At 43.8% G+C, this 12,076-nt stretch carries 11 protein-coding genes; all 11 read left to right on the top strand.

Annotated features, from left to right (window positions below; genetic code table 11):
- The first annotated feature begins 3 nt into the window (after positions 1-3).
- The 11 genes from RS891_RS22020 to RS891_RS21970 all read left to right on the top strand — a co-directional run bounded on the left by RS891_RS22020 (position 4) and on the right by RS891_RS21970 (position 12,068).
- The gene (locus RS891_RS22020; RefSeq protein ID WP_315793191.1) at positions 4-210 is read left to right on the top strand and encodes a hypothetical protein; all 207 of its coding nucleotides are present in this window, start codon (positions 4-6) and stop codon (positions 208-210) included.
- A 30-nt stretch (positions 211-240) separates the two neighbouring features.
- Positions 241-1,011 carry a hypothetical protein gene (locus RS891_RS22015; RefSeq protein WP_315793190.1) on the top strand — a complete coding sequence of 257 codons (771 nt, stop codon included), beginning with the start codon at positions 241-243 and terminating at the stop codon, positions 1,009-1,011.
- A 74-nt stretch (positions 1,012-1,085) separates the two neighbouring features.
- Positions 1,086-1,466, top strand: a complete 381-nt coding sequence (locus RS891_RS22010) for a hypothetical protein (RefSeq protein WP_315793189.1) — start codon at positions 1,086-1,088, stop codon at positions 1,464-1,466.
- A 139-nt stretch (positions 1,467-1,605) separates the two neighbouring features.
- Entirely contained in the window at positions 1,606-1,752 is a 147-nt protein-coding gene (locus tag RS891_RS22005) for a hypothetical protein (RefSeq protein ID WP_315793187.1), read from the top strand.
- Positions 1,753-1,764: 12 nt separating this feature from the next.
- Positions 1,765-8,664 carry an NlpC/P60 family protein gene (locus RS891_RS22000; RefSeq protein WP_315793186.1) on the top strand — a complete coding sequence of 2,300 codons (6,900 nt, stop codon included), beginning with the start codon at positions 1,765-1,767 and terminating at the stop codon, positions 8,662-8,664.
- The gene (locus RS891_RS21995) at positions 8,664-9,221 is read left to right on the top strand and encodes a phage tail domain-containing protein (protein ID WP_315793185.1); all 558 of its coding nucleotides are present in this window, start codon (positions 8,664-8,666) and stop codon (positions 9,219-9,221) included. The genes RS891_RS22000 and RS891_RS21995 overlap by 1 nt, the downstream gene beginning before the upstream one ends.
- A 4-nt stretch (positions 9,222-9,225) precedes the next feature.
- A complete protein-coding gene (locus RS891_RS21990) occupies positions 9,226-9,666 on the top strand; it encodes a phage tail fiber protein (protein WP_315793184.1) in 441 nt (146 codons plus the stop codon).
- A 13-nt stretch (positions 9,667-9,679) separates the two neighbouring features.
- Positions 9,680-10,870 (top strand): tail fiber protein, encoded by a 1,191-nt coding sequence (locus RS891_RS21985; protein ID WP_315793183.1) that lies wholly within the window; start codon positions 9,680-9,682, stop codon positions 10,868-10,870.
- 12 nt (positions 10,871-10,882) lie between these two features.
- Positions 10,883-11,308 carry a hypothetical protein gene (locus RS891_RS21980; protein WP_315793182.1) on the top strand — a complete coding sequence of 142 codons (426 nt, stop codon included), beginning with the start codon at positions 10,883-10,885 and terminating at the stop codon, positions 11,306-11,308.
- Positions 11,305-11,490, top strand: a complete 186-nt coding sequence (locus RS891_RS21975; protein WP_315793181.1) for a hypothetical protein — start codon at positions 11,305-11,307, stop codon at positions 11,488-11,490. The genes RS891_RS21980 and RS891_RS21975 overlap by 4 nt, the downstream gene beginning before the upstream one ends.
- A gap of 56 nt (positions 11,491-11,546) precedes the next feature.
- Complete coding sequence (locus RS891_RS21970) at positions 11,547-12,068, top strand: phage distal tail protein (RefSeq protein WP_315793180.1); 522 nt, start codon at positions 11,547-11,549, stop codon at positions 12,066-12,068.
- The last annotated feature ends 8 nt before the right edge of the window (positions 12,069-12,076 follow it).

Here is a 12,076-nt window from a genome sequence, read left to right as displayed (position 1 = left end):
AATATGTCTGATAAACAGAATGAGTCAGCGGAGGGGCAACAGGAGCCTAAGGAAGATTTTCCTGAGCTGAAGAAGCTGGTTCAAGAAAAGGTTCGTCTTGCCAAAAAACTGGGATTGATGGACGGTCAACAACCTGTCGAAGGATACAAAGATACCAAAGATTACAAACGTATCGAAGAAATTGACGCAAGGCTCTGGGAGCTTGTTTAAGCGTCACAAAAATAAGGAGGAAATATTAATATGAGACCACTCGTTTTTGATGGTGTAGGTACAATCGTTGCTCGGAATCTGGATGGAACTATTAAGTACGTTGAAGATAAGGTAACAAAGGTTACGTTACAACTGCAATTTGACTGGCAGGCGGTCATGGGCGGCGACAGTGGATATGCATTCCACTACACAGCAGGTGATCTACAAGACAAAGTCAGCATTGAAGTACCACGTTACTCCGCGGCAATCGCTGATATGTCTCAAGGCGGTAAAACAGAGAAGAAAGAAATTGTGTTTGACGAAACGGAAACGGCTTTTCTGAAGGGTGGCGAGTACAAACTGGCCTTCGGAGAAACCTTGGTAGTGGACAGTGACGAAGTCTATCTCAAGGACCCGGATACTGATGCCTTGACTCAACTTACCCGTGTGGCATCAACGCCGACTGATAAACAATACACGATTACTGCTGAGGGAGTGATCGAATCTACCACAGCAAATAATGATAAAGAGCTTCTTGTTACCTATAAGTGGTCTAACCAGGGAACGGAAACTTCATTCGATGGGACTCGTCGCCCAACAGCATTTAAATTCACACATAGATTCAAACTGATCGATGACAAAACGAGCAATGAGATTCAGTGCCAGCTCACTATCTACAAAGCGCTGGGTGGTGGTACGCTTGACGTATCCCAAGAGCGTAAAAAAGCTAATACTTCCACCATGGATTTGCAAGTCATGGAGCCTGAGCGTACACCAGAAAACCCGAACGGTCATGCAATGACAATCAAATTCGGAATCTAACCAAACTAACCCTGCCGGTCCTCGGTGGGGTTCTTTTTTTGGTAAAAACCATTTGAATTCAAAGGAGAATGAACATGAGTGAAGTTGAAAAAGCAGTTGAAGGACAAGAAGAGAAGACGTTGGACCAGACTTTAAATATTGGAAGCACAGTACGTTTAGCTGAAGGCATTCAGAAGACTATTAAGGTAGGAACGATCAAATTGATCCGGGAAGTTCGGCAGCAAGCAAAGAACCTCAAGGGTATTCGTTTCAGCTATGTAATTGGACGAGATTCTATTGAAGCAACACAAGTAGGAGAACAAGACATCCCAGCCATTGACTGCCCAGCCATCGAGAAGGCATATCAAGAAGCGTTTAATCTAATATTTGTTGAAGGTCTAACGAATGAAGAATATGAACAGGTAGACATGGAGGGCATCAAGGAACTTGATGATGTCCTAGATCGATTTCTATAAGGAATCATTCCCACAAGACCCGGATGACGAAGATGACGATTCAGACGATGAGGAAGAATCAGATCATCCGGGTACGGATTGGTTTGGTCTATGGGCACTCTGTATCAGCAACGGGATATCTGATACAGAGTGGCCTAATATGACCATTCCTAAAATTCGGGCTTTGATGAATGAGAAGCAACGTTCTCGTGAGTTCGAAATTGTATTGCATGGCGGTAAAGTTGAAAACAAAAAACCGAAGAAAGCAAAATACTTATCCGATCTCGGTTTCATCCAGCCAAGATAGAGAGGAGTTACTATGGCAGAGGGTACAAATAAAGATGTCGTTGCTGCGCGGATTAATTTAGATACAGGCACAGTCTTACAGTCTTTCAAAAACATCGACACTGGAGCACGAGGGAACGCAGATGCATTTAAAGCCCTAAATGCTGAGTTATCCACGGCTGAGAAGTCATACAAAAATATATCATCAGCAATGGATAAAATGGCTTTAACTGCGGATCAACGCCGCCAAAAAATACTCGCTGAAGTTGAAGCACAACATAAGCAAAAACTTGCTCAAACCGCCTTACTTGGCGCTAAGGCCCAACAGCTTGAGCAAACCAATCGTTTGATTGATGCTAAGATGCAGGCGCAGCAAGCATTGATCAAGAGACGTAATCAACAGATTGAGCAGTCTGAACGTGAACACCAACAAAAGATGCAGATTCTTCAAAATCGTTCAGTTAAATCGGGACAAGAGGCTGCGAAAGCAACCGGTACGGGTACAGACGAGCGCACGCGGGAACGTGTTTTGCAAGAAGAACAGAAGATACGAATGGCCCTGACCGAGCGACAAAGGAAAGAAGAAGCTCTTAGGGAAAAAGTGTTGCAAAAGGAACAACGGATTCGACAAGCTTTATCTCAAACTGAACAGCAAACCAAGCGGATGGGGTCCACAATGGATGCTGTCTCTAAAAGTTGGATTGGTAGAATAGGAGACATGGCTTCACATGCCGTTGTCTTCCATACGATGTACAAAGCAATGCACGAAGTCACCCAGGCTATGAATGAAGGCTTGGTTGACATCGAATCAAACATGGCCGGTTACGTTCAGACCAATGAGCATTATTTTGTACATTTCGAAGATGGCACCAACAAAATGATTATGGACACCCAAAGGTTGAATAAGGAAACTCAACAATTCATCCATACTGCTCACGAGCTAGGTTCAAACATTCTGGATGTAACGGAGTCAGCTCGTCTCTGGGGCCGTATGTACAAAGATGTAAACGTAGTCCAGGAGCTTGTCCGTCAGTCTACAAAATTGTCCACCGTTGATATGGTGGAACTCGAAGATGCAACCAAGTCTATGGAATCGGTTATGTCTCAGTATGGTGTACACATCAGTAATGCGAATGATGCCATGGTAATTGGTAACCGGGTTTTGGACTCTTGGTCTAAAGTTGCACATGATACGATGGCTCCAGCGCGTGACCTGGGCGCAGCCTTCCAACGTACTGGTAAGATAGCCGCCGAAACAGGCGTATCATTCGACGTAATGAACGGTCTGATCTCCTCTGGTGTGCGTAACACTGCCTTATCCGGGGAGAACTTGGGTAACATGTGGAAAACAGTCCTTGGTACAATCCGGACGGATAAAGCCGTGGATGAAATTGAACGTCTCGGTGTCAAGACCAAGGAAGTTGTCGATGGTGTTGAACAATGGCGTAAAGCCGAAGATATTCTGTTGGATTTGTCCATCCAAGTGACAGACAAGAACTATGACCTCACACAATCCTATGCGGATATCTCTCGGGGGGTATACCAGTACGCAAAACTGGCTGCATCTCTTAATGTGGGGGATATCCTTCTTGGTACGGCTGCGTCAGTTGGTTCCACCGGCTCGACAATGCAGTACTTAACCGTTCAGATGGACACGATTTCACGGAAGGCAGCACAGACCAAAACTTCCCTCCTTGAAATTTTTAACACGGCGGGAGAAGATGGTCTTCGCCAGATGATTAAAGACGTGTTGGACGGTATAGATCAGCTCTTGATCGGCTTAACAAAAATACCAACAGGTGTCTATGCAGCCACTGCCGGATTAACGGGTTTGCTTTTGGCATACAAAGCATTACGAGGGCCTGTAATGGCTGTAGTCGCAGCAATTGAAGTATTAAATGCAGCTAAAGCTAAAGAAGCCGCTACGACTGTTGCAGGGACAGCAGCAACCGCAGCAAACAGTGCTGCAAACACAGTAAATATCGTTTCCAGTGAAGGTGTGATTGTCTCTACAGTGCAACAGACTGCTGCTAGAGAAGCCCAAACAATAGCGACAGGTGCGGCTACAGTGGCGACTAGTTCACTGAGCAAAGCGCAAGCAGTCTCAACCGTTACGATGGCAGCAGCAACCGCAGGGTTATCTCTGCTGGTAGGCGCTATTGCTGTGTTTGCACTCAGTAGCGGTAAAGCGGAGAAAGCTGAACGGGACCGGATACAGACTATGAAAGATAATGATTCTGCTAGCCAACAAATGGTCAGTCAGTACCAACGTCAAATCGAGTTACTGCCGAAAATGGTCAAAGCTCATAACTCTCTCAAGCAAATGATCGAAAGCGGGACGTTATCAGAAAGCAAGAATGAACAAACAAAACGTCAGTTGGAAGAAGTATCTAAGGCACTTACAATGACTATCGGTAAAGAGGGATTAGCTCGACTAGAAGCAGCGGGATACACTGATCAAGCAACACAAAAAGAGATCGATAAACTGAATGAATTGATAAAAGTAAGGGAAAAAGCACGCAAGGCTGTCTTGGATAAAGAAGAAGTGAACCTAAATAGTCAAATTGAAGAAAATAATGCAGCTATAGAAAAGACAAAAGAGAAGATTGAATCGATACAAAATAGTTTAGCTGCAGGCGGTTTGGATGTTTTAAAGAATATTTTCAGTTTCAAAAGTCTGGACGAATCCTTTGATTCTATTAATAATTTGGAAAGCGAATTGTCTGATTTAGAGACTCAAGGTCTCAATTTGACTGTCTCAATGGGCGAAACCCGTGAAGAGATTCAAAAATTGGCGATCAGTACAGGTGAGGCTAAAGAAGAAACAGATGCTTTGGCAGGATCTGCTGGAAAAATATCAGATGCCTCGGGGGAGGCAACTGATAGCATAACGGAGCAGGCTGAAGCTTTACGACAAGTCACGCAGGCCAGTATATTTGCCGTCGCTGAATTAAATAAAACATCAGCGACTTTAACAGAAGGCCAATCTCTTAATGCTCAAACTGTTGCTGATCTGATTCTCAAGTATCCTGAATTGGCTTCCCAGATCCGAAAGACGACAGATGGGTGGACTTTTGAGGGACAGGCACTGGAAAAACTTAGACAATCCAAGATCAAAAAGTCGATAGATGATCTTAAAGCTGAAAGGGCTTCAACAAGCGCAGCTGCTGTAGAGGCGCTAAAAAGAATCCAGTTCTACGAAACAGAGTTGGAGACTATCACCAGCATTTCAGATGCCCGTCAGAAGGTTGCGGAGATAGAAAAACGAATTTCCGACAAAAAGATGAAGACCGAAGAAGAACTTACCAATTCCCTTTACATGAGCAAGGAAATGGCCGATTTTTTTCGCAAGAAAACAAACGAACAACTGGAAGAACAAACGAAACAATTAGACATTGTTAAAGATGCCATCCGAGAGTACGGGAATCAATTGAACTTAAGTAACGACCAAATTGAAGCCATGACCAAACTTTTGGAAGATGACACGTATGGAGTAGAAGATAATAATAAGGTACGTAAAGAAACTGTTGAAATTATGACCGACTTACAGAAGGCTATTGAAGGGTACAGTAAATCACTGGATAAATTGGATTCTCAACAGAAAAGAGTTGCGAAGTCGTCCAAAGAATACCTTGATATCCTGGCACAAAAACGCGAAGCCTTACTAGAGGAACAAAAGCTTTATGAACAAGGATACAATGATCCATCACAGCTCGTATCCTCTCAGATGGAGATAACAACAGGCGGGGCGCCATCGACAGATATCACTAAAATGCTATCCACTGCTGTTGATTTGGCGAACTCTGGCGTGATGAAGTATAAACAAATACCAGGTGAGTTTACTGGTTCGTTCAATGAGTTTAAAGAAAGGGCCTATTCGGATTGTTCGCAGTTTGTGCAGGAGATGTTTGAGACGATTGGCGTACAAGTCCCAAGAACAGCAGCTCAACAAGCTAAGGCCGGAACTGCGGTTTCAAAGAAAAACCTACAAGTTGGAGACCTTGTTTTTTTCAATACTAACGGCAAGGACAACTCTCATGTTGGTATTTATATGGGTGACAGCAAGTTTATCCAAATGGGGGAGTCCGGACTAAAAGTTTCGGATTTAAACAATAGCTATTGGGGTCCCAAGTACAATGGTGCAACTCGTATTCCTGGGTTATCCAATGACAATGCAACTTCTACATCATTAAACGTTACTCAAGCGAGCAACAGCAATGTTAAGTATGCAGGGAAATACGCATCTGAAATCAATGCTGCTGCAAGTCAGTTTAACGTTGATCCGTATCTTGTCGCTGCTGTGATCCAACGCGAATCAACTTTTGGAGCCAATGGCATAACAAACGTCATGCAAGTTAACGGCATGAACAATGCGACAGTAAAACAGAGTATTGATGCGGGTACTAAGATGCTATCCGAGCTACTGAAGAAATCCGGTGGAGATGTCGCCATGGCTCTTGGTGGCTACAACATGGGTGCTGGTATCATTGATTGGTTCCAAAAATCAGGCGGGTACAACAAAGCTGATATGCAAGCTTATTCTGATAAGTACAAAAAAGTCTATAAAAGCAAGGTATACGGAGATGTTGGGTATGTAGATAAAGTCTTAGCTGATTATTCACCACAAAAGACCAGTACACCACCTACGCAGAAGCAATTAACCGATGCAAAAAACACCGCTGAAAGCGAAACGCTCCGTATCAGTGATGAACTATATAACATCGACGTTGCCGAGCTGGAGAGTAAACTCGGAATCAAAGATATGAAAATCTCTGACAAAGAACTGTCTTTAAAACAATCAGAGGCACGTCAGAAAAATTTGAAGAAAGACTCCCAAGAGTACAAAACCGAATATGAACTGCAATTAAAGCTGAAAACCGAAATTCAAAAGCTTATGCAGGAACAGCGTCAGATGATCGAACAGTCTGGGCTAAAATCGGATGAATTGACTAATAAGCGTCGGAGCCTGACTGAGAAAATCGGGGATGTACAGTCCGAAAAAGAAGACATGAAGGATCAGTATGCCAGTGACCAATTTGATACGGCACAGGCGAATATGGAAGCTCGTGTTGAGCGTATGCGTCAACAAGGTCGATCCGAAATGGAAATGACCAAGACCCAACTTCAGTTCTATCAGGGACAACTCAAGAATACGGCTCTCACTGAGGAACAACGTGTTGAATCAGCTAAACAAGTGTATGACCTGACAAACAAGGTTACGGAATTGAAATTCAAAAATTCGACAAATTGGATAGACAAACAAACCGATCAGATGGAGCGTCAAGGTAAGTCTGAGGTTGAAATCTATCAAATGCAGGCTGAGGCATACAACCGTATGCGAAATGACACGACACTAAAGGCAGAACAAAGAGCAGAAGCAGAAAAATTGTATCAGGATACTTCGAAGAAATTAATTCAGTCTCGTTATGAATTTTCGGAGAAGTGGATGACCAAAGAAGCTTTGAAGATGGAAATGGCCGGGAGTCAAAAAGTAGACATCATGAAATGGGAACTGCAAGAGTATCTAAAAATGCAAGCCGATAAAACCTTATCTACTGAACAGCAATGGGATCTCGAACAGAAAATATATAAGCAGCGAAATGACCTGGACAAAGAATACTATTCCGCTGCTGAGAAACGAATTAACCACTTGAAGGCCATCGGTGAAATGACTACTGAGCAAGAACTTGCTGAGTATATGAAGCTTCAGGCTGCTTATCTGGTAGGAAGCGATCAACGAATGGATGCGGATGAAAAGGTCTATGATCTAAAGAAAAAACTGATGGACGAAATGACTAAGGCAGTATCAGAATCGGTAACTAAGCAGAAAAAGCTAATGGACAGCGCGAGAGATGAGGAAATTAAGCGTATCCAAGCCGAGAAGGACGCGTTCACCTTAGCGCAAGAAGCCAAAATCAAAGCCATTGATGATTTGATTCAATCTATGGAGCGAACTAATGATCAGGATGACTTCGAAAGGTTGCGTGCGGAGAAAGTAGCGCGTCTGGAAGAACTTCAGTCAGCTGTTGGGCCAGATGGTATCAAAGAGAGAGAACGAGTTCAAAAAGACATTGAAGAAATGGATAGAGAACATGGTCGTAAACTTGCGAAGCAAGCGCTCGAAGATCAAAAAACAGCTTTGCAAGAAGAAAAAACAACTCGCGAAAAAGATTTTGACGATAAAATCCAAGATGCTAAATCGCATTACGATAATCTTTCAGCAGCCTTTGATGAATTCTCTTCAAATACTGAATTGTCTGCCGAGAATTTGAAAAACATTCAGATTTTGAAGGAGAGCGAGAAGAACGAAACGATCCTCGGAATGCTTGATACATTTGTTCTGGAGTATCAGAGTCGCCTTGATCAGATTGCTGCGGCAAATGCTGTAATTGGAGGGACTGGAGTTGCTGATGGATCATTGGCTCCTGGAACTGCATCGAAGGACTCTTCATATCAGAAGGAAATTGATCTGTACACCTATAACGCTAACAAGGATGCTTGGGATGCAGCTAAAGCTCGTGGTGATGCAGCAACGATGCGACTCCTTCAAGAACAGAACGATGCCATTCGTAAGAAATATGGAATAGATAAAGATACAGGCAAGCTTCAGCATTTTAGTGAAGGCGGAGTGGTCAAAGGTCCACGCGGTGCGGCTGTTCCAGTTATCGCCCATGCTGGAGAGGCTATTCTTAATGACCGTCAACAGGATTCGTTATTTAATCTCTTGAATCTACGAATGCACAGACTAGACTTCTCAATGCCCGAATTTTCAGTTCCTCAAGCTTCAAATGGAGTAAATACGGAGAGAACCGGTAATCAATTCGTAATTAAATCAGGAGATACTTATATTGCAGACGAATCGGCTGCGAAGGTCTTTTGGAGTGAACGCGATAATTTGATGCGGAGGATGCAAGCAAGGGGAGGTAAAGGCTGATGATTGACGCTACAGCGGACGGTAAGTCTTTCCGATCAATTGGACTCGGTTTAAAAAAACACAACATCCCGGTCTTGCCGCCGACGAGGGACTACAGTCTCGAAATTGCAGGGCGGGATGGAGAAATCGATTTTGGTAGCACCTATGGACCAAGAGTAATTAATTTGGAATGTATCATAATGGCTGAAGATACTACCCTTGACTATCATAGGAGAGTCGCCCAAGTGGCGGCTCTTTTTAATGCTAAAAAAGGGGATATCGTATTCACTTTCGACGATTTACCAGGAAGAAGATACATCGGAAGATATGCCGGTACTCTTGATATTGAAAAGATTCTTTTTGACGGGGAACTGACCATCCCAATCAAGATGGGTGAACATCCATTTCCTGAAAGTGACGAAAAAATGCTGGAGGAAACAATTGTTAATTCACCGGAAACTATTAGAGTATCTTCGTCGGGGGATGAGCGAGCTAGTCCGGTAATTGTTTTAACCAATACAGGCTCCACAACAATTAAAAAATTCAGACTGATGAATGAATATTTATTAGAGGGGTGAAACGATGAATATTAGTAAATTTCTAGCGACCAAACAATTGAATGTATCGGCAAGAGGCGAGAAATTCACGTTCCCGGACAAGCTCTATGTCGCTCTTTATACATCCGATCCAACCTGGAATGATACGGGACAAGAGGTGTCCGGTGGAGGTTACGGCAGGCAAGTGATAACCTTTGCCGAACCTTCTCAAATTACAGTTCAAGAGTTTAACCCGATCACGGGTGTATTGACGAATAACATACAAAAGATGGCCATCAAATCTGCGGCAGATGTAGCCTTTGCAGTAGCGACAGCCAATTGGGGCACTGTTACACATTTCGGACTGCGGGATGCTGCTACGGGTGGGAACCTTTATTATTTCGGGACCCTCGAATCACCACGAAGCATTTTGAATAATGACATTTTCAAATTTCTGGCCGGTCAAGTTGAAATTCGCTTGAATTAAGGAGGTATGAACGATGCTTGAAACAATGTATCCAGCAGCCGTAAACAGTAAACAAACGGAACTGGCTGAAGCGATCGACGATGCACAAACCAGTTTTACAGTATTGGATGGGTCCGTTTTACCTCCTGCGCCTAATCTGCTTACGTTAGGAACGGATGAATCTGCTGAGACGGTGCTTTACACCGGGAAAACCGGAAATGAGATTACAGGCATAACCAGAGGTTTTGAGAGCAGAGCCAAGTCTTGGGCAGTAGGCACAAAACTCGCAAGGTTCTTCACGGCATATGACCATGATACTTTCCGAGAGAATATCGAAGATGTCAGCCGAAGGGTTGATAACATTGTCGTTCCAAATGCTTCTCTTACAACAAAAGGAATCACGATGCTTTCCAAAGCCACGAACGGAAACCGTGATGACGTGGCAGCCACCGAATCTGCCGTAGCTGCGGCTTTTCAGTATGGGGTTGAGCGGAAATCGGAAGTGGTTGCCGCGCTTAACTCCATTGGGGTATCGGCATCCACTTCCGAGACATGGGATCAACTTATCCCTAAGATTGCGGCAGTCATCCGTGCAACGGGTAACGCAACAGCAGCGCAAGTTTTAGCAGGGTCTACGTTTAGTAATACGACGGCAAACGGGATAGCTGGGACGATGGTTAACCGTGGTGCTGTTTCACAGAACATTACGTCTCAGAACGGCTCGTATACAATCCCTGCTGGATACCATAATGGATTAGGTATTATTAAAGCCGTATTTGCAAATCTAATTGCTGCCAATATCCGAAGCGGCGTGAACATAGGAGGCGTAGTTGGAACTCTTAACGAAGGACCTATGTACGCAACAGGGACGGCGACATCCACAACAGGCGCTGTTACCGTAATCTTAAGGGATGGGTCAACTAATCGTACTCGCTACATGATTGCGGTGACAGGATTAACATTTAAGCCTAACAGAATAACGATACGTCATGCGGATGCAGCAATAGGGGAGTATATACAATCTTTTTACACTACAAATCCGCGTGAAGGAACTGATTACAATTTTATATATGAGACAAATGGAACTTATGACATGGGAGCTATATTTAGAATTAACGAGTATGCGAGTTCTACCACTGCCACCAGCGCAATCTGGCCTAATGGATTTAGACTGCCAGTGTATTATGGGAACGCTAATTATATTTGGGAAGCGTTCCGAGTATAAGGAGGGATTAATTTGAAGATTGGAGCAAGAATTTACTACGATAAGGATACTGGTATTGTGATCCAAGAAGTGGGAGAACGTTCGGGTAATGTCGTAGTCACGACAATTGAACAGGATTTCGCTTCGTATGTCTCTCTTGCGGAACGTGTCCCAGAAACCGTTGGAATTATACAATTTGATTATGAGGATCACAAGTCAGACAGAGAGGCAGGAGGGATCATTACCCGCATTGATCTGGAAACGAAGGAAGCACTCTTCACCTATCCAGATCCAACTGATCCAGAAACACCACAGGAACCACGCCCAGCACTTAGTAAGCAAGTGGATGCGCTTATGCAGGACAACACACTCTTGAAGGCGCAGAGCAAGGCGCTTGCAGAACGAGCTGCGTTCACTGATGATGTTATCGCTGAAATAGCCATAGAGGTATATAAATGATCCAGCGCATTTTATTCTGGCTGCTTCTGCGCTTGGAAGGAGGTGATGCCATGGTAGCTATGTTCTTCGCACAACGTATTATTTTCGGCACAACAGAGTACAAGGTGGTTCCTATGTCTCTGCGTAAAGAAGTTGACATTATTTTGACTGAAAGTGGAGTTGAATTTCTGATTGAGAAGTAAACAGCACGCCCAATAACAGAGAGTGTTTTTATTTTGTCCAAAAAGGGGTGAAGGCCATGTTTAACAGAGGGGCTTTTAACCGCATGGCCTTTAACCGCCAAATATCCGTATTCGTCTTTGGCCGGGCAGTTGCTGATATATCAGGATCTGCTGTAGCTGCTGCAACGATGGAAATGACGGGTTCGGCGGTTATGGATGTCAATGTGGGAGCGGCAGGGGATTTTGTCCGTGAAATATCCTTTGCGGCGGTTATGGATGTAGCTGCTGGCACAAAGGCGGATTTCATTCGAGAGATTACCAAACGAGCTGTGATGAACGTTGGTTTTGGTGCAGTCGGCAAAGGCAGTCGGTACCATGTGGAATTTTTGGAATTCAGTGGACCGTTTAAACCAGGTGATCAAGTTGTTATCGATGCCAATTCGTATAAGATAACTCAAAATGGAGTTAATGCTTCACATTTACTTGAAGGAGATTTCTTTGATTTAAACCTTGGAGAAAACAATCTTACATGGACAGATCCTGAAACAGGTAGAAACGTACTGATCCGTGTTACACATAGAGACAAATTCCTGTATTAATTGAGGTG

The sequence above is a fragment of the Paenibacillus sp. BIC5C1 genome (genome assembly GCF_032399705.1).
Lineage (GTDB): Bacteria > Bacillota > Bacilli > Paenibacillales > Paenibacillaceae > Paenibacillus > Paenibacillus taichungensis_A.
Note: the sequence above shows the minus strand (reverse complement) of the source record. Positions and strands in the feature narration are given on the sequence as shown.

Coding starts and splice junctions, on each gene's coding strand:
- RS891_RS22015 (WP_315793190.1), top strand. CDS start 241: ATGAGACCACTCGTTTTTGATGGTGTAGGTACAATCGTTGCTCGGAAT.
- RS891_RS22000 (WP_315793186.1), top strand. CDS start 1,765: ATGGCAGAGGGTACAAATAAAGATGTCGTTGCTGCGCGGATTAATTTA.
- RS891_RS22005 (WP_315793187.1), top strand. CDS start 1,606: ATGACCATTCCTAAAATTCGGGCTTTGATGAATGAGAAGCAACGTTCT.
- RS891_RS21975 (WP_315793181.1), top strand. CDS start 11,305: ATGATCCAGCGCATTTTATTCTGGCTGCTTCTGCGCTTGGAAGGAGGT.
- RS891_RS21985 (WP_315793183.1), top strand. CDS start 9,680: ATGCTTGAAACAATGTATCCAGCAGCCGTAAACAGTAAACAAACGGAA.
- RS891_RS21990 (WP_315793184.1), top strand. CDS start 9,226: ATGAATATTAGTAAATTTCTAGCGACCAAACAATTGAATGTATCGGCA.
- RS891_RS21970 (WP_315793180.1), top strand. CDS start 11,547: ATGTTTAACAGAGGGGCTTTTAACCGCATGGCCTTTAACCGCCAAATA.
- RS891_RS22020 (WP_315793191.1), top strand. CDS start 4: ATGTCTGATAAACAGAATGAGTCAGCGGAGGGGCAACAGGAGCCTAAG.
- RS891_RS22010 (WP_315793189.1), top strand. CDS start 1,086: ATGAGTGAAGTTGAAAAAGCAGTTGAAGGACAAGAAGAGAAGACGTTG.
- RS891_RS21995 (WP_315793185.1), top strand. CDS start 8,664: ATGATTGACGCTACAGCGGACGGTAAGTCTTTCCGATCAATTGGACTC.